General features: G+C 39.4%; 14 protein-coding genes and 2 pseudogenes. 11 read left to right on the top strand and 5 right to left on the bottom strand.

The annotated features are described in order from the left end of the window. The first annotated feature begins 18 nt into the window (after positions 1 to 18). The 3 genes and pseudogenes from PLEUR7319_RS0112540 to PLEUR7319_RS35165 all read left to right on the top strand — a co-directional run. Complete coding sequence (locus tag PLEUR7319_RS0112540) at positions 19 to 285, top strand: transposase (RefSeq protein ID WP_019505573.1); 267 nt, start codon at positions 19 to 21, stop codon at positions 283 to 285. A 41-nt stretch (positions 286 to 326) separates the two neighbouring features. Next, positions 327 to 1409: pseudogene (locus tag PLEUR7319_RS42635) on the top strand (ISAs1 family transposase). Positions 1410 to 1427: 18 nt separating this feature from the next. Continuing rightward, positions 1428 to 1859, top strand: a pseudogene (locus PLEUR7319_RS35165) (IS630 family transposase); the annotation flags it as partial. Positions 1860 to 1971: 112 nt separating this feature from the next. Here PLEUR7319_RS35165 and acnB read toward each other — a convergent pair. Continuing rightward, positions 1972 to 4569: a bifunctional aconitate hydratase 2/2-methylisocitrate dehydratase gene (acnB, locus tag PLEUR7319_RS0112560; protein WP_019505577.1), complete on the bottom strand. Its 2598-nt coding sequence runs from the start codon at positions 4567 to 4569 to the stop codon at positions 1972 to 1974. A gap of 311 nt (positions 4570 to 4880) precedes the next feature. Between acnB and PLEUR7319_RS0112565 the strand changes: the two genes are divergently transcribed. Beyond that, on the top strand, positions 4881 to 5465 hold the full coding sequence (locus tag PLEUR7319_RS0112565; protein ID WP_019505578.1) for a Uma2 family endonuclease: 585 nt from the start codon (positions 4881 to 4883) through the stop codon (positions 5463 to 5465). Between the two features lie 284 nt (positions 5466 to 5749). On the opposite strand, the gene PLEUR7319_RS0112570 is transcribed toward PLEUR7319_RS0112565, so the two are convergent. Together PLEUR7319_RS0112570 and PLEUR7319_RS0112575 are read right to left on the bottom strand one after the other, a co-directional pair. Further along, positions 5750 to 6964, bottom strand: a complete 1215-nt coding sequence (locus tag PLEUR7319_RS0112570; protein WP_019505579.1) for an HhoA/HhoB/HtrA family serine endopeptidase — start codon at positions 6962 to 6964, stop codon at positions 5750 to 5752. A 324-nt stretch (positions 6965 to 7288) separates the two neighbouring features. Next, positions 7289 to 7858: a DUF3611 family protein gene (locus PLEUR7319_RS0112575; RefSeq protein WP_019505580.1), complete on the bottom strand. Its 570-nt coding sequence runs from the start codon at positions 7856 to 7858 to the stop codon at positions 7289 to 7291. A 230-nt stretch (positions 7859 to 8088) separates the two neighbouring features. Between PLEUR7319_RS0112575 and PLEUR7319_RS41275 the strand changes: the two genes are divergently transcribed. Further along, a complete protein-coding gene (locus PLEUR7319_RS41275; protein ID WP_019505581.1) occupies positions 8089 to 8262 on the top strand; it encodes a hypothetical protein in 174 nt (57 codons plus the stop codon). Positions 8263 to 8371: 109 nt separating this feature from the next. Here PLEUR7319_RS41275 and PLEUR7319_RS0112585 read toward each other — a convergent pair whose 3' ends face one another. Both PLEUR7319_RS0112585 and PLEUR7319_RS0112590 read right to left on the bottom strand, forming a co-directional pair. Beyond that, positions 8372 to 9472 carry an ABC transporter ATP-binding protein gene (locus PLEUR7319_RS0112585; protein ID WP_019505582.1) on the bottom strand — a complete coding sequence of 367 codons (1101 nt, stop codon included), beginning with the start codon at positions 9470 to 9472 and terminating at the stop codon, positions 8372 to 8374. A gap of 207 nt (positions 9473 to 9679) precedes the next feature. Further along, a complete protein-coding gene (locus tag PLEUR7319_RS0112590) occupies positions 9680 to 10513 on the bottom strand; it encodes a YwiC-like family protein (RefSeq protein WP_026102477.1) in 834 nt (277 codons plus the stop codon). Between the two features lie 858 nt (positions 10514 to 11371). On the opposite strand from PLEUR7319_RS0112590, the gene PLEUR7319_RS0112595 reads away from it, so the two are divergent. The 6 genes from PLEUR7319_RS0112595 to PLEUR7319_RS0112615 all read left to right on the top strand — a co-directional run bounded on the left by PLEUR7319_RS0112595 (position 11372) and on the right by PLEUR7319_RS0112615 (position 17601). Further along, the gene (locus tag PLEUR7319_RS0112595; protein WP_019505584.1) at positions 11372 to 12493 is read left to right on the top strand and encodes a sigma-70 family RNA polymerase sigma factor; all 1122 of its coding nucleotides are present in this window, start codon (positions 11372 to 11374) and stop codon (positions 12491 to 12493) included. 12 nt (positions 12494 to 12505) lie between these two features. After that, on the top strand, positions 12506 to 12769 hold the full coding sequence (locus PLEUR7319_RS0112600; RefSeq protein WP_256380660.1) for a P-loop NTPase: 264 nt from the start codon (positions 12506 to 12508) through the stop codon (positions 12767 to 12769). A gap of 33 nt (positions 12770 to 12802) precedes the next feature. Next, the gene (locus PLEUR7319_RS39355) at positions 12803 to 13033 is read left to right on the top strand and encodes a hypothetical protein (protein WP_237743566.1); all 231 of its coding nucleotides are present in this window, start codon (positions 12803 to 12805) and stop codon (positions 13031 to 13033) included. Between the two features lie 26 nt (positions 13034 to 13059). Beyond that, positions 13060 to 13638: an NAD(P)H-quinone oxidoreductase subunit I gene (gene ndhI, locus PLEUR7319_RS0112605; RefSeq protein WP_019505586.1), complete on the top strand. Its 579-nt coding sequence runs from the start codon at positions 13060 to 13062 to the stop codon at positions 13636 to 13638. A gap of 66 nt (positions 13639 to 13704) precedes the next feature. After that, the gene (locus tag PLEUR7319_RS0112610) at positions 13705 to 16452 is read left to right on the top strand and encodes a cation-transporting P-type ATPase (protein WP_019505587.1); all 2748 of its coding nucleotides are present in this window, start codon (positions 13705 to 13707) and stop codon (positions 16450 to 16452) included. Positions 16453 to 16641: 189 nt separating this feature from the next. After that, a complete protein-coding gene (locus PLEUR7319_RS0112615; RefSeq protein WP_019505588.1) occupies positions 16642 to 17601 on the top strand; it encodes an orange carotenoid-binding protein in 960 nt (319 codons plus the stop codon). Positions 17602 to 17605: the final 4 nt, after the last annotated feature.

The raw sequence follows: 17605 nt of genomic DNA on the forward strand, positions 1-17605 counted from the left end.
TCTATTTGCCAAAATGGGATGCTCCCAGTAAATATTGCTTTATATTGGCATAAAAGTACTAAAGGAAAAAAGAAGAATGAGGGCTGGTATTTAATTAATAATTTGTCTAATTTAAAGCAAGCAATTAAAGCTTACAAAAAGCGAATGGGAATCGAGGCAATGTTCAAAGATTGTAAATCTGGGGGGTATAATTTAGAGCAATGTCAAGGGAACGATAAGCGTTTATTATCTTTAATTTTACTGATAGCAATTGCTTATACTTGTGCCAGGGCTATTTCATTCTAAATGGTAGGATAACCATGTTAAGTTAGAATCGAATTGAATAAATGAATCAAATCGCACTTCTAGATGTCTTTGAGGGAATGCCAGACTGTAGAAGAAAACAAGGAAGAAGACATTCACTAAAATTGTGTTTAGCTTTGTTTACCTTGGCGGTGGCTGCGGGAAATCAAGGGTTTCTGGCGATAGGAGATTGGCTCTCGTCTTATAGCAGACAGTTAAAGGAACTGTTTGGCGTAGAGCGGTTGCCATCCTACAGTACCATTAGAAGAGCCTTGCTGGGTCTAGATTATGAAGAGTATTCATCTAGATTAGCTCGTTTTTTGGAGATTACTCCCAGAGAAGGGGAAACTTTAGCTGTCGATGGCAAAGTCTTGAGAGGCTCATACTTGTTATCGGAAGACAATCCTAACTGTGAGCCACATCAAGCGATAACGTTGGTTAGTGCTTACTTGGTCGAAAGAGGATTAATTTTAAGACCGCAGGAAGTCGAGAATAAGAGTAACGAAATTAAGGCGGTACCGCAGTTAATCGAAGCTTTAGCACTAAAAGGTGTCGTAGTGGCATTTGATGCCATGAACACCCAAAAAAACAGTAAAAACAATTGTCAAGAGTGGGAATCATTACTTAGCAGCAGTCAAAGGTAATCAGCCTCAGCTTTTTCCAACTATTCAATGGCATTTTATCCCAGAAGACAGTTTGAACAGATCAATTCAGGACATGGACGGATTGAAAAACGAAGAGTAAGTATCGCTCGAATCAGTCTTCATCTGACGGATTGGTTAGCAGTCAAAACAATTATTAAGGTTGAATCTGAACGTAAAACGAAATCTAAAATAGAATTTAATAACAGATATTATATTTCTGACTTAAAAGAAACAGCATTTCAGTTTTACCAAAGAATTCGTGGTTATTGGGGAGTTGAGAACAAAGTTCACTATGTAAGAGATGTAACTCAAGGTGAAGATAAATCGAGAATTCGTACCACTCCATTACCTCAAATCATGGCGATCGCGAGAAATTTAGCCCTAAATTTATATCGAGATGCTGGATTTTCTAATATGGCTCAAGCAGAACGAAAATGTAAGTATGGTCTTGAGCGCATTTTGGAAATTTTTAGAATGAAATAGCCCTGCCCTTATGCCTGGCAAGAAAGAAAACAAAAAATCGAAGTCCCTAGTCAACAAAGTAAAAGATTAAATGTCTTAGGCTTTTTAAGCAGACAAAATGAACTAGAAGTATACACTTTTAAATGCAGTATTAATAGTGACGTCATTGTAGCCTGTATAGACCAATTTTGTGAAAAAATCACCAAAAAGACCATTCTAATCATGGATAATGCTTCAATCCATCAAAATAACTTTCTCTGGAATAAGGAAGCAGAGTGGTCAGAAAAAGGACTAGAGATTTTCTTTCTACCAACTTATTCCCCTCATTTGAATATCATAGAAATTCTCTGGCGTTTTATTAAGTATAAGTGGTTAGAAAGTGATGCTTATGAAAGTTATTCTGCTTTAGTAGATGCTGTCGAAAATATTCTCAAAAACTTTGGTACGGAATATACAATTAATTTTGTCTAGGTACTTACTTGTTACTCATTACTCATTACTTCGTTTATTTAAGTAACCTACACCAACAGGATTTAGTATAAGCCCCCTCTCCTAGTAGCAGAAGAGGGAGGTAAGAGGATTGTTAAACAGGCATCCCCAAGATATCTTCAATCTTAGGCATTTCTGACAAAGGAATTACTCGCCCTTCATCTTCAAAATTCTCAATTTGGTCAAAGTTGAGATAACGGTATAAATCTCCTTCAAAGGGAGCAATTTTCTCTTTCACAACTGCCATATATTCCTCGACAGTCGGTATTTTACCCAACAAAGCACATACAGCAGCCAATTCTGCTGAACCAAGATATACTTGCGCGCCTTTACCCATACGATTGTTGAAGTTACGGGTAGAAGTAGAGAACACAGTGGCGTTATCTTCGACACGGGCTTGATTACCCATGCAGAGTGAACAGCCAGGCATTTCAGTACGTGCACCAGCAGCAGCAAATATGCCATAGACTCCTTCTTCACGCAATTGTTTTTCATCCATGCGAGTGGGAGGACAGATCCATAAACGTCCTTTAACTACTCCTGCACCTTCGAGAATTTTTGCCGCAGCACGATAGTGACCAATATTTGTCATGCAAGAACCAATAAATACTTCATCTACTTTGTCTCCTGCACATTCAGACATTAATTTAACGTTATCAGGATCGTTAGGTGCTGCAACTATAGGCTCTTTGATTTCATTAAGATTAACTTCAATGATGTCTGCATATTCAGCATCTTCATCGGCGGACATTAATTCTGGGTTAGCTAACCACTGTTCCATTTTGGCGACGCGACGCATAATAGTACGGGCATCTTGATAACCACGGGCAACCATGTTTTTCAACAAAGCAACATTAGAGCGTAAATATTCAGCTACTGTTTCTTCACTTAGCTTGATGGTACTTCCAGAACAAGAACGTTCGGCAGTTGCATCAGTCAGTTCAAACGCTTGTTCAACTTTGAGGTCGGGTAAACCTTCCATTTCCATCACCCGTCCGTTAAAGACGTTTTTCTTATTGGCTTTGGCAACGGTGAGTTTTCCTTCTTGGATAGCTACCCAAGGAATAGCGTTAACAATGTCTCTGAGAGTTACTCCAGGCTGTAATTCTCCTGTAAAGCGGACTAAAACAGATTCAGGCATATCTAAAGGCATTACACCCAAAGCAGAGGCAAAAGCCACCAACCCCGAACCAGCGGGAAATGAAATACCTAAGGGGAAACGGGTATGAGAATCACCACCAGTCCCAACGGTGTCAGGCAACAACATTCTATTCATCCAAGAGTGAATAATACCGTCTCCAGGGCGTAATGCTACTCCACCACGGGTAGAGAAGAAGTCTGGGAGATCTTTATGGGTTTGAATATCTACGGGTTTAGGATAGGCTGCGGTATGACAAAAAGTTTGCAAAGTTAAATCAGCATTGAACCCCAAACAAGCTAATTCTTTTAACTCGTCCCGTGTCATCGGTCCTGTTGTATCTTGAGAACCAACAGTAGTCATAATAGGTTCGCAGGATGTACCAGGGCGAACACCAGGTAAACCGCAAGCTTTACCCACCATTTTTTGCGCTAAAGTAAATCCTTTACCAGTATTTTCAGGCATGGAGGGACGGGTAAAGATTTCTGAGACATCTAACCCCAGTGCTTCACGAGTTTTATCTGTTAATGCTCGACCAATTAATAAGGGAATACGCCCCCCTGCACGCACTTCGTCAGCGATAGTATCTGGTTTGAGACTGAAGCTAGAGATAACTTCACCAGACTCGTTAGTAATTTCACCTTTGTAGGGATGTATGGTGATAATATCACCACTTTCCAGCTGGCTAACGTCACATTCAATTGGTAATGCACCTGAATCTTCAGCAGTATTGAAGAATATAGGAGCAATTTTATTACCTAAGATATAGCCACCAGCTCTTTTATTGGGAACAAAAGGAATTTCATCGCCAATATGCCATAAAACGGAGTTGATTGCAGATTTACGAGAAGAACCAGTTCCCACTACGTCCCCAACATAAGCAACGGGATGTCCTTTTTCTTTCAACTTAGCAATAGTCTCTAGCCCTTCTGGCATTTTAGACTCCAACATTGCTAAAGCGTGGAGGGGAATGTCGGGACGAGTAGTAGCATGGGGAGCGGGAGATAAGTCATCGGTGTTGGTTTCTCCAGGTACTTTAAAGACCGTAACAGTAATCGCTTTCGCCAACTTGGGACGGCTGATAAACCATTCGGCATTTGCCCAAGAATCAATTACCTGTTTAGCATAGGGATTGACATCAGCTAATTCTAAAACGTCATTGAAGGCATCAAAGACTAATAGGGTTTTACTCAATGCTGCTGCTGCTTCCGAAGCAATACTGGGATCGTTAGATTTGAGCAAATCTACTAAAGATTGGACATTATAACCGCCCATCATCGTGCCTAATAAGTCTACTGCTCCTTGAGACGAAATTATCGGACACGTAATCTCACCTTTAGCTACAGCAGTCAAGAAACCTGCTTTGACATAGGCTGCATCATCCACACCAGGAGGAACTCTATCTCGAAGTAATTTTAATAATTCTCCTTTCTCGTCTTCGGGAGGATTTTTTAACAGCTCACATAATTCTGAGGTTTGTTGGGCAGTTAAGGGTAAAGGTGGAATACCTAAAGCGGCTCTTTCGGCAGCATGTTTTCTATATTTTTCTAGCATCTAAAAGTTCTCCTCTCTATATGTAGATTTATTACAGGACAATTTATTGTCTCACTCGATCTCCCTAAATAAGAGAGATTAAACCATAAAAGATTGATAATACAGTTATTGCAGATACGTTTTCTTATAATGTATCGAGTATTGAAGATAATTGGCTAGACGGTTTTTTAGGGTTTGATGATGGATGTAGTGCTCGGCTTTGCTGCATACCCTCTATGGTAACAAGACCTATACCTCGATGAATCTTTTTCTAGGTAAAGCGATCGCTTAAATACAATTACAATATCGATAATGAGCATCTAGGTAAAATCATGATTGCTTCTCCAGACAAATCCTATTTAACTCCAGAAGAATATCTTCAGTTAGAAGCAGCTAGCGATTCTAAACACGAATATATTAATGGTGAAATCTATGCCATGGCTGGTGCGACAGATACTCATGTGACTATTGCATTGAATATAGCTGTTATGTTACGTAACCATTTAAGAGGTTCTGGATGTAGAGTATTTATTTCTGATATGAAAGTCAGGATCGAAACCAAAAATCGTTTTTATTACCCTGATGTAATGGTAACTTGTGAGCTAAAAGACAGAGAAAATAGCACTTATAAACAGTTTCCTCGTTTAATCATTGAAGTGTTATCTGATTCTACTGAAGCATTTGACCGTGGTGATAAGTTTGCCGATTATCAATCTTTGCCAAGTTTACAGGAATACGTCTTGATTAATACTAAGAAAGCCAGAATCGAATGTTTTCGGCGCACAGAGGAAGGATTATGGCTGTTACAATTTTATGAACTTGAAGATGGCCAATTTAAACTAACTAATATTGATTTTACAGGCAACATTAGTGATGTTTATGAAGAAGTAGAATTTGTTGAGCCATCTGCTTCTTGAGGCTCACTATCTAGTATTCTGTCAATTAAAAATTGACGGGTAAAGGGAAAGGGGAAAAGGTAAAAGGGAAAAAATAATAGCTTGCTATTCATGCAAGAGGTCTAATATTTCGTAAGGGCGAACCGCGGTTCGCCCCAACAAATAATCTGTCTTAAGTAAAAACTGAAATGATATAAAATGGTACTCAACTGTAGATCTTTATAAAATTCATTAATAAGAAAAAAAGCGGTAAATTTGTATAATGTCTACCGCTTATATGGTGAGGAAATAACTAGAATATTTGGTTATCTTGGCGTCGATTGAGGCGCAGGTAAGATTCCAACTTTAATTTCGAGATCTACCTTTTGACCATCTCGTATTAGTTGGATTGGTAATTCATCTCCTACCTTGGCTTTCTGCACCAATTTTTGAATCTCATCAGGCTGCAATACTGATTCACCATCGACTTTTTTGATTGTATCGCCAATTTTCAAGCCAGCTTTCTCCGCAGGAGAATCAGCGACTACATCCATAATTACCACTCCCTCTTTCTCGGTAATTTGTGACTTTTCGCCACTGGCCTTAAGCTGTTCTTGAAACTCAGGGGTAATTGCTACCATTTGAATTCCTAAGTAGGGATGGTCGACTTTACCCTTTGTCACTAGCTGATCGGCAACATCTCTGGCTTGATTTATAGGAATAGCAAAACCCAATCCTTGTGCGCCCTGAATGATAGCGGTATTAACTCCAATTACTTCGCCTTTAGCATTGAGCAAAGGACCTCCAGAATTACCAGGATTGATGGCAGCATCGGTTTGAATAAAGTTGACTCTTTTATCGCCTACACCGACTTGGGCACTGCTTCTACCAGTAGCACTAACGATGCCTGTAGTCACGGTATTGTCTAATCCTAGCGGATTACCGATCGCGATCGCATATTCTCCAGGCTGAAGTTGATTGGAGTCGGCAATTTTTACCGTAGGTAAGTTTTCGGCATCAATTTTGATTACCCCCACATCGGTCATCGGATCTGTACCCATAACTTCACCTTTGAAGGTACGTCCATCTTTGAGAGTTATCTCCACCTCTTCGCTTCCTTCGACGACGTGAGCATTAGTGATAATCAAACCATCGGAACTGACTACAAAACCCGATCCCATGCCGCGTTGAATTTGTTCTTGGGGAAAATCGGGCATCTGAGAACCGAAGAATTGACGAAAAAACGGGTCATTAAACATTGCAGGAGCGTTAGTAGATACTTTACGAGAAGCATCAATCCGCACCACTGAATCTCCTACTTGCTTAACCACCTCGCTGACATAGTTTTGAGGCAAGTTAACTGCTATTTCAGTTGTTTCTTCTACCAATTCTTTTTTATTAGTAAGAGCGTCATTGTCAGAATTTTGAGCAAAGCTTTGAGGACTGTTAATTAAATAATTACCACCTAAAGCGATACCGCTACCTAGAAGAATCAAAGATAGAGAAGAAGTTGCTTTTTTCCAGATTTTCGATTGTGTCATTTGTTTATATTTACCTATAGCTGACGATTGAAATTAACGATATATATGGTGTTGTTTGAATAGTTTTGGCTCAAAAAAGTCACAGATAACTTGGTCATGACATAACTAAGTCAACTGTGACTGTTTTTTAGCTTGAAAGTTGGTGAAAGAGCTTTGTTGAAGCTTGGCTTTCAACTCACATTTTTAATTTAGACAGGTGATGTGTCTTTATGGTGACAATATTATGAAAAATACTTGAACATTTGATGATATCTGTCTTACTGTTCGGTTGAAGTAAAGAGTACCGTACCTCCATTTCTGTCAGGATACAAAGTGCTTTTCTATTTATTCTTTTGTAATCCAGTTGAGTAATCCCAAAGAATTGATTGTTCCAAGAGCGTGTGCCCCTAAGATGGTTACATTGACAAAATCCAAAAACAGATCGGCTGTTTCAATTGCCTGCTGAGGTTCATATATTGGCGAACTTTGAGGTTGGGCGATCGCTTGAGCAATGATACTAACTACCGTAGTCTCCGAAGCTACGAACGCTAATATTAAGCCCAATAAACTAACCGCTAATCCGATACGCAATACGTTAACTATTTCAGTTCTGTTTGGTTGTTCCTCAGGAACAACACTTTGTAATTTCTTTGCCAAACGATTGTAACGCCAAGCTAAAAAAATTCTAATCCCTAATACGACTAAACTACCAACCGTAAAAATAATACTAATACTGATAGCGGTATTGTTATCAGGTGCGCCTAACCTGCGACTAAATACAATTAGTCCCAAAATAATTGCTGATGTCGCCCCCAAAATTAAATGAATCCAATAGCTAATTTGACCCAAGAGTCTAAAAACGCCAGCAAACTTTTGTTTGGAAGGTAGGTTAGGAGAATTTAATTTATCTTGCATTTTAAATATCTAGTAAGTTTTACTTTATAGATTGCAAGATCTTGTTGCTTTTCGACTCCATCAAAAGGGACAAATAACTGAGGAAAATACTAAGAAATATAATCATACTTGCAACAGATGAAGTCAAGTAGGGTAATTATTTAATCTTTGTTATAGCTATCTAGTAATTATTTCTATTTTTGGCGATCGCTTTAGTCGTTTGAGCGATCATTTGTTACTTATAAAATTTTATGAAACGTCCCAGTAGCCTGATTTTTCGATTTGTTTTGGCGATCGCAACTATATTTTTGGCTTATGCCTTAAGTAGAATCTTGTTTCGTATTGTTACTCCACCTGAGATTGAAATTGAAGAAGATATCGAATCACAACGATACAAGCCTCAAGCTGTTACTTTAAAACTTTAGATAGAAAAGAAGTGGTCTTAGGTTGATAGCGAGCGATCAAGATATTATTATGTTTGATCGCATCAGACAACATACCCAAGATTCAGTCATTGACTTGGGTGTGGAGAAGTCACCAAGAAGAAAAAGGAAAAACTTTAGATGCAGTAATAATGGATACGCTTACTTTAGTTCCCACCTCAATTACGTTACTTAAGGTAGTACGGGCATTAATTTTTTGCCCAGAGGGAGTTGCCAAACTATAGAAATATTCTCTACCTAAGAACTGTCTTTCTGTTACTACTATTCCCGAATATTCGTCAGGAACAAGTTCAATATCCTCTTGACGAAGCATTAAATTTGCGCGATCGCAATCGAGGGTCTTTTTAGCAGTGGAAAGAGGCACTGTGCCGATTTCTGTTTCCCATACTTGACCGATTCTATTCGCAGGAAGGAAGTTAGCCTGAGTCACAAATTCAGCCACAAATGGAGAATTAGGTTGAGAATAGACGGTTTCTGGCATTCCTATTTGTTCTAACTTACCCTGACGCATGACAGCAATTTGATCGGAAATTGCCAGTGCTTCCTCGCGATCATGAGTTACAAAAATCGCTGATGTATTGGCAGCCTTTAAAATTGAACGAATTTCAGCCCTTAATCTATGGCGAATTTGAGCGTCAAGATTACTTAAAGGTTCATCTAATAAAATTAATGCAGGTTGGGGGGCTAAAGCTCTAGCCAGAGATATCCGCTGTTGTTGACCTCCAGATAGTTGATGAGGATAACGTTTTTCTACTCCCTCAAGTCCTACTAATTCTAAAATTTCTCTGACTCTAAATTTAATTTGTTTTTGAGTCAAAGAACTCCTACCAAATATACTTTGGTTCCCTTCCGTTTTTTGTTTTTTTAAACCATAAGCAATATTTTCTCTAACTGTTAGATGAGGAAATAAAGCATAGTCTTGAAAAACCATACCTGTATTCCGTTTTTCAGGAGGAAGACAGTGGGATTTGTCACTAACTAGTTGTCCTGCTATTGATACTTTTCCTTGAGATAAATTCTCAAAACCAGCAATTATTCTTAATAATGTAGTTTTACCACAACCCGAAGGACCTACCAATCCAAGTAAGTCTCCTTGATGTAAACTCAGGCTCACATCATCTACTGCAATATCTTTACTTTGAGGAAATAGTTTGATTATGTTTTTGAGTTCGAGTATTACTTGTTGATTCATTTAAACTGAGATGAGTGAGAATTAGAAATTTCCTCAGATTGACTTATGGTGTCATAAAAATGAAGAAGTTTTTAAGAAAAATTTTCAACAATATCAAAAATAATATACCACTAATGAGAAGAAAAAAATTAAGTTAATGCTAATAATTTTTAATATTGCGGTGTGTCTTCCTCATCTGTTCTCAAACAACTTAATTATTTTTGGTTATTAGTTAGGGGGTAAATGAGCAGGTAGAAGGCTAATAGATGCGATCGCAATATAGAGTAGAGCGAAGCGGGTCTCGAAGATGGCTATCGAGTGAAATTTGGCTTGACGATACCATTCTTTACACCCAAACACTACGACTAGCTTGATTAAAGCTAGTGTAAAAGATAGGGCAGTAACTAAGGATAAATAGTCGAGACTATAAAGACTAATCACAATTAGAGTCGCAGTACAATGATAAATCACCCCTGGTTTAAAAGCTGCGGTTTTCTTGCGACGTAATTTAATCGTGTACACTGCACTACTAAAAAACAAAGTGTTAAGTATCCAAATCGCCATTGCTGCCATCGAAAGACTTCCTGTAGTTGCTCCGTAAGCTAAGGGGGCAGATAGACAAATGGTTGCAAAACCAATGATTTCATTTACCCTGGATTTATGTTTGCCTTTGATTACAGCGATCGCATCAACAATAAATCCTATTATTACTAAAATATAGAGCCATAATAATACCGAAGATTGAAGCCAGAGAAAGATAGCTAAAGATAAAGCAATTGAGCTATAGACTCCTCCCCAAACCAAATAGCGAAGTTTCCAGTTTTTGCGTAATTTAATTTGGACTACATAGGGATGCTCTACTTGCAAAGTAAAAAAAGCGCAAATTAGAGCTAAAGTTGTTGAAGAAGTCCATCTTTGTGCCAAAGCTGCGCCAGTCAAGAATGAGCCAAATAAGACTAAGATAACTCCATGTTCTGGTGAAAATGTTGGGCGACTCCAAATAGGAGTTTTTTTATTTTTTATCTGAGTATTAGTAGAGACTAATGTTCGAGAGTCAGACATGTCGCTAAAAGATTGCAAAACTTTAGTAGGTAATATAGTTGCGAAATTAAAAATAACTTTATGAATAGCTGAAACTAGCATAAACTGACGCAACTTTTCGTCAATTTAGATTTGATTTTGCGAGTAGAGAATTAGGAACTAGGATTCTTTATCTACCCAATTCCTAACAGGTTAAGATATGAGGACTTGACCTCTCAACTATCATACAGTTTATTGATAATTTATTTCAATAATTTTTTTAAAATATTGTCTTCATACATTTCTATTTCAGACGAGCCCAGTCAAGGCGATCAGCTCTGCTGGTGCGCTCCGCGCAATCGCTCAAATTATGATTGTTTTGATAATTATTTTAGGTATTAGTGAGGAGGTAAACGAGCAGAAAGAAGGCTAGTAAGCTGGTCAACATCAAATTTATTGGTTGAGGCTGATGGGGAGATGGGAAAATAGGGGGATGGGGAGAGGATTGTCCGGTTTATTTCCTAATTAATAAATATGCAAGTTAAATGTGGATTAGCTTAGATGCGATATATTTTTCTGAAGTTAATCATATATAGATAAAAATCAATGGTTTTCAAAAACAAGTTTATTTTTACCTATGTTAGGATGAAGACTCAGCACAAAAACTTCATCGAAATCCGTTGAAGGCGATCGCCGTTAAATATCTCAGACAACCAAATTTTTAAACTACAACTTATTCAGGCATTAAAGATTATTGGTTTTATAGAATTTTCGGCAGTCGATCAACTCAGAGAATTGGAGTGAGGAAAGCAGTCAAGATATTAATGATCCTCTGAGTTTGTAATCAATCTGAATCGTACTTATGCACACAAATCGTGTAGGCAATTTGATAAATGGATCATGATATGCGCTAACGACTTACCCAAAAATACTCAACACGGGAAAAATGAAGACAATTTTTTGTTTGTTCGAGAAAACCAAGACAAAATTATTAACCAACAAACTACTGATCGTGGAAAACGATTAGTCAAAATTAAAGCGGGCTATTCTCAAGCCAAAACTCAGAAACCAAATCATTCCCAAGATTCTGTAAAAGATTATTTACGAGAAATTGGTCGAACTCAACCGCTGAGTGGAGCAGAAGTAATTATACTCAGTCGCCAAGTATCTGATTTGCATCAATTGGAAAAGATTCGCCAGCAGCTAGGTCAGAAAATAAGACGGCAGCCAAGCGATCGAGAATGGTCTCAAGCAGCAAATATGTCTCTAACTGCTTTTCGTCGTCGTTTGCTGATAGGTCGTCAGGCTAAAAACAAGATGGTCAAGTCTAATCTGAAATTAGTAGTGTTTATAGCTAAAAAATATCTCAGATGCGGGCTTTCATTTCAGGATCTGATCCAAGAAGGTAATTTGGGTTTGATCCGAGCCACTGAAAAATTCGATCCTGATAAGGGTTGTAAGTTTTCTACATATGCTTATTGGTGGATTCGTCAGGCGATCATGCGAGCTATTGCCGAACAATCTCGAACCATCCGCTTGCCCATTCATATCCACGATAAACTCTCACAAATCAAGAAAACGTTCAAACTATTGTCTCAGAAACTACAACGTCAGCCCAGCGAAGCAGAGATAGCGGAAAGTCTTGACATGAATATAAAACAACTAAGATTTGTGCTTGAAGTATTCCAAACGCCGTTTTCTCTAGAAATTCCTGTTGCTCGCGAAGAAGATTCTCGCTCACTAGAAGAGTGTATTGAATCAGATATTCTCACGCCAGAAGAGTGGATGGTAAAAGAATTAATGCGTGAAGAAGTAAAGAGTATTTTAGGCTGTCTTAATTCTCAAGAACAAAATATTCTCCGTCTTCGTTATGGTCTTGATGATGGAAAAATCAAGACCCCAGCGGAAGTTGCTCAGATTTTCAATTTGAGTCGAGAAGAAATCAATCAAATTAGAGCACGAGCATTGAATAAGTTACGTCGTCTCTATGGCAATTCGGACTCGAAAGAATATCTATTTTAAAGCGAGCCTGTTATCGGTTTAGTAGAAAATATGAGCGATAAAATTACTCCTAATACATTTAAGCGCAAGTGTGAAATTCGAGACAGTGAAAAACATACGTCTAAAATAAGAGTTCCTTATCTTGGTTATATTCCTTTAGATCCCGCCGTTCCTAAATATAGCGATCGCGGCTTGCCAATTGTTTTAGCTGAACTCTCATCAATATTTGCCAGTGCTTTAAATACAATCATTTGGGCGATCGCATCTCAAATAACCGTTGCGGCGCTCAAATCATGATGGCAATGTATCACTGATTCCCAGAATTCTCTAATGCAGACAATTTCCTTGACCCAAATAGTTCGATGCCCTAACTGTGGTAGTGTTGCCACCCGCCATTATTACAACCATAGCGAGGTATCGAAATCTGGTTTTCATCTCAATCAGCAACTTATCCACACTGAATGTTCAACCTGTGATTATCTTCTGAAGATGCGTACTATCGACGGCAGTGTGATTGAAGCTTACGCGCCGAGTATTCATCCTGTTCACTTTAGTAGCTAACTGTTTTTAACAGTAATGAAAAAACGATGTTTAATATTCTCAAACCAGTTAGTAATTACGCCAAAGAAACCTTTCAAGCAGTAAAAAATATTGGTCAAGGACTTTCTGTTACTTTCGACCATATGCAGCGTCGCCCCGTTACAGTTCAATATCCCTATGAAAAACTAATTCCCTCGGAACGCTATCGAGGTCGAATTCACTTTGAGTTCGATAAATGTATCTCTTGTGAAGTTTGTGTTCGAGTATGCCCGATTAATCTTCCCGTAGTGGATTGGGAATTTGATCGCCAAGTGAAAAAGAAAAAGCTCAAGCACTACAGTATTGACTTTGGTGTCTGTATTTTTTGTGGTAATTGCGTGGAGTATTGTCCAACTAACTGTCTGTCAATGACTGAAGAATACGAGCTAGCTTCCTACGACCGACATGAGTTGAACTACGATAATGTTGCCCTAGGGAGATTGCCCTATAAAGTTACTCAAGACCCGATGGTAACTCCACTACGAGAATTTGCCTATTTACCCGAAGGCGTTGTCGACCCCCATGACTTACCAACCGCAAGCCAAAGAGCGGGCAAGCGTCCTGAAGAAATTGATTTAAATAGTTAATTTAATGACTTTAGATTCACCATTTAGAGAATCCGTATAACTGTTTTACCCAATTAATTGGAGAATATGGTGCAAGTACAACTAAGATCGAACTCTTATTATCAACTTTCCGAACGGGAGGTTATCAAATGCTTTAGTAGCAATTTAGAAGTGGGCTTATCCCCAGAAGAAGTCGCTAGTCGCTACGAAAAGTATGGCTGGAATGAACTGCAATTCAAGCCAGGTAAACCAGCGTGGCTAAGATTTCTGCTGCAATTTCATCAACCTTTGCTTTATATTCTATTGCTAGCAGGAGCGATCAAAGCAATCTTAGGTTCATGGACAAATGCAGCCGTGATCTGGGGCGTTACAGTAATTAATGCCGTAATAGGCTATGTGCAAGAAGCCCAAGCAGAAGGAGCGATCGCTTCTCTGGCAAAAACTGTAACCACAGAAGTCAACGTATTACGAGAACGACAAATTCTACGGATTCCCTCCCAGGATTTAGTACCAGGAGATATAGTTTTGTTGGCATCGGGGGATAAAGTTCCCGCAGATTTGAGACTGCTAAAGGTGCGTAGTTTGCAGGTGGATGAATCGGCTTTAACAGGGGAATCTGTTCCAGTAAATAAATCAATAAAACCCTTACCATCAGATACACCCCTCGCAGAAAGGACAAACATGGCATATGCGGGGAGTTTTATCACTTTTGGACAGGGCAAAGGTATAGTTGTCGCCACGGCAAATGACACCGAAGTCGGTCAAATCTCTCAATCGATGGAACAGAGAGTCAGTCTGACTACTCCACTCACTCGAAAGTTTGCCAAATTTAGCCGTACTTTACTCTACGCAGTTTTAACCTTGGCAACCTTAACTTTTGCGATCGGGTTGGGACAGGGTGAATCTTGGCTTTATATGTTTGAAGCTACTGTTGCTCTAGCAGTTAGTGCGATTCCTGAAGGGCTACCCGCAGTAGTTACCATTACCTTAGCAATTGGAGTTAACCGCATGGCACGTCGTCATGCCATTATTCGTAAACTACCTGCTGTTGAAGCTTTGGGGAGTGCTACTGTTATTTGTTCGGATAAAACAGGAACATTGACAGAAAATCAGATGACTGTACAAAGTATTTATGTGGGAGACGAATATTATGCAGTCAGTGGCAGTGGCTATAGTCCGAAAGGAGAGATCAGTCAGGCAATCGATGGTAAGCGAGGAAGTCCTTTTGAGGATGGATTACCTCCAGGTTTAGAACAATGTCTGGTAGCGGGGATACTCTGTAATGATTCTCAGTTAAAGCAAACAGGAGAAGATTGGTCCGTTATCGGAGATCCTACCGAAGGCGCATTGATCGCAGCAGCAGCAAAAGCTAGTCTTAGCCAATCTAGTCTAGCAATTTCACAACCGCGATTAGACGCGATTCCCTTTGAATCTCAATATCAATACATGGCAACTTTACATGATGGGATTGCCCCTGTAATTTACGTAAAGGGATCGGTCGAGTCATTGATGAGTCGTTGTTCTCAGGCGATCGCGACCGATGGTGAGATTATCGCTTTTGAACGCCCGCAGATCGAGCAAGCAGTAGCAATCATGGCACGAAAAGGATTGCGAGTTTTAGCCTTTGCCAAAAAGAAAACGGCTTCTCATCAGCATTCAATAGATCATGATGACATTGCCACAGACTTAATTTTTCTGGGATTACAGGGAATGATCGATCCACCCAGGCCAGAAGCGATCGCAGCGGTTCATGCTTGTCAGACTGCGGGAATTCAGGTAAAAATGATCACTGGCGATCATATCACTACAGCACAAGCGATCGCCCGCAAGATGGGCATCGAAAAGACCAAATGGGTTTTAGCTTTTGAAGGCAAACAGTTAGAGAAAATGAGCGATCGCGAACTCTCTCAAGCAGTTGAAGATGGTTCTGTATTTGCCAGGGTTGCTCCCGCTCAAAAACTCCGATTGGTAGAAGCACTCCAGTCTAAAGGAGAAATTGTCGCGATGACTGGAGATGGGGTCAATGATGCTCCTGCCCTCAAGCAAGCAGATATTGGGATTGCCATGGGAAAAGGAGGAACAGAAGTGGCACGAGAGTCTGCTGATATGCTGCTGACAGATGATAACTTTGCCTCGATTGAAGCTGCGGTCGAAGAAGGACGCACCGTCTACCAAAATCTACGAAAAGCGATCGCCTTTCTTTTACCCGTTAACGGTGGGGAATCAATGACTATTCTGATCAGTGCCTTGTTAGCAAGAGATTTACCTATTCTCTCCCTGCAAGTACTATGGCTTAACATGATTAACTCCATTACTATGACTGTTCCCCTGGCATTTGAACCTAAATCTCAAGGAATGATGGAACAGCCTCCACTCAATCCTAATCAACCCTTGCTCACCCGCAAATTATTTTGGCGAATCTTAGCCGTGTCACTGTTTAACTGGATTTTGATTTTTGGGATGTTTGAGTGGGCTAAATCGACTACAGGAGATATTATGGTTGCTCGCACAATGGCAATCCAATCACTCGTAGCAGCCAGAATTATCTATCTTTTAAGTATCAGTCAATTGGGGACAAGTATAGCTAATTATCTACGAGGGAGAACGACGACGATCGCCCGAGGGGCGGTGGCAGAGCCAATCATCAAAGCACCGATCCTGATTGTCGGTATCATTGCTGCTGTTGCCCTACAAATTGTCTTCAGTCAGTGGGGTGTAATGAATACTCTATTTGAAACAGCACCACTAAATTTCAATCAATGGCTAATTTGTTTACTGCCTATGTTACCGATGATACCGATGGCAGTCTTAGCACATTCGATTGATCCAGCTTAAGGGCGCGGTCAGCAAAAACAAGCAATCTTTGATACCGTTGTCTTACCATAGATTGCTTTCTATGTAAAGGATAGTTTTGCAATCTGCAATTAAAGTTTACTATAATCAAAATAAATTCATAAAAAACCAGCGTTTCAAATCATCAACGTTTTTCATTTAATTGCACGATAACTTCTTGGAAGGTCATCTATGTCATTTACTCTCAGCACTCCACGGAACATATTTCCCCATACCTTATCTGCTAATGCAGTACCAGCATTAATAGCTCGATTTAATCAACTCAGTGCAGAAGACCGATTAGCCTGGATTTGGTTTGCTTACCTGGAAATAGCTAAAACTATTACCGTTGCTGCTTCAGGAGCTGTAAATATGGAATTTGCCGAGCCTACTCTCAATGAAATCAAAAAAATGAGTTTCCAAGAGCAATCTCAGGTAATGTGCGATTTAGCAAATCATGCAGATACCACAATTTGCCGTACTTATGCTACTTGGACTCCTAATATCAAGCTTGGTTTCTGGTATCAACTAGGAGAATGGATGGAACAGGGAATCGTAGCTCCTATTCCTGAAGGATATAAACTTTCCGCCAATGCCAATGCGGTATTGCAAACACTAATCGGGCTAGATTCGGGTCAACAAATTACGGTACTACATAAAACTATTGTAAATATGGGATTCGATACTAGTAAAATGGGTGAATTTACCAGAGTTAGCGAGCCTGTTGCTCCTCCCACAGAAATGTCTAAGCGAACTAAAGTCGCTATTGCTGGTGTGACCAATTCCACTGTATTGAGCTATATGAACTTGTTGAATGCTAATGATTTTGACGAGTTAATCAAATTATTTACTGCCGATGGTGCATTGCAACCTCCTTTTAAAAGACCAATTGTCGGTAAGGATGCGGTACTAAAATTTTTCAAAGAAGAGTGTCCCAATCTCAAACTAGCTCCAGAGCGCGGTGTTTCTGAACCTGCTGGGGATGGTTATACTCAAATCAAAGTCACAGGAAAAGTCCAAACTCCTTGGTTTGGTGCTGGTGTAGGTATGAATATGTCCTGGCGATTTTTGCTTAATTCGGAAAACAAAATTTTCTTTGTGGCGATCGATCTGTTGGCATCTCCCAAAGAATTACTCAATCTAGCTCGTTAGAACT

The organism is Pleurocapsa sp. PCC 7319, from assembly GCF_000332195.1.
Classification (GTDB): Bacteria; Cyanobacteriota; Cyanobacteriia; order Cyanobacteriales; family Xenococcaceae; genus Waterburya.

What these genes read in the sequence shown, in the direction of transcription:
- ndhI (WP_019505586.1), top strand. Translation starts at nt 13,060, where the DNA reads ATGTTTAATATTCTCAAACCAGTTAGTAATTACGCCAAAGAAACCTTT.
- PLEUR7319_RS41275 (WP_019505581.1), top strand. Translation starts at nt 8,089, where the DNA reads ATGAAACGTCCCAGTAGCCTGATTTTTCGATTTGTTTTGGCGATCGCA.
- PLEUR7319_RS0112615 (WP_019505588.1), top strand. Translation starts at nt 16,642, where the DNA reads ATGTCATTTACTCTCAGCACTCCACGGAACATATTTCCCCATACCTTA.
- PLEUR7319_RS0112565 (WP_019505578.1), top strand. Translation starts at nt 4,881, where the DNA reads ATGATTGCTTCTCCAGACAAATCCTATTTAACTCCAGAAGAATATCTT.
- PLEUR7319_RS0112590 (WP_026102477.1), bottom strand. Translation starts at nt 10,513, where the DNA reads ATGTCTGACTCTCGAACATTAGTCTCTACTAATACTCAGATAAAAAAT.
- PLEUR7319_RS0112585 (WP_019505582.1), bottom strand. Translation starts at nt 9,472, where the DNA reads ATGAATCAACAAGTAATACTCGAACTCAAAAACATAATCAAACTATTT.
- PLEUR7319_RS0112540 (WP_019505573.1), top strand. Translation starts at nt 19, where the DNA reads ATGCTCCCAGTAAATATTGCTTTATATTGGCATAAAAGTACTAAAGGA.
- PLEUR7319_RS0112610 (WP_019505587.1), top strand. Translation starts at nt 13,705, where the DNA reads ATGGTGCAAGTACAACTAAGATCGAACTCTTATTATCAACTTTCCGAA.
- PLEUR7319_RS0112570 (WP_019505579.1), bottom strand. Translation starts at nt 6,964, where the DNA reads ATGACACAATCGAAAATCTGGAAAAAAGCAACTTCTTCTCTATCTTTG.
- acnB (WP_019505577.1), bottom strand. Translation starts at nt 4,569, where the DNA reads ATGCTAGAAAAATATAGAAAACATGCTGCCGAAAGAGCCGCTTTAGGT.
- PLEUR7319_RS39355 (WP_237743566.1), top strand. Translation starts at nt 12,803, where the DNA reads ATGCAGACAATTTCCTTGACCCAAATAGTTCGATGCCCTAACTGTGGT.
- PLEUR7319_RS0112595 (WP_019505584.1), top strand. Translation starts at nt 11,372, where the DNA reads ATGATATGCGCTAACGACTTACCCAAAAATACTCAACACGGGAAAAAT.
- PLEUR7319_RS0112575 (WP_019505580.1), bottom strand. Translation starts at nt 7,858, where the DNA reads ATGCAAGATAAATTAAATTCTCCTAACCTACCTTCCAAACAAAAGTTT.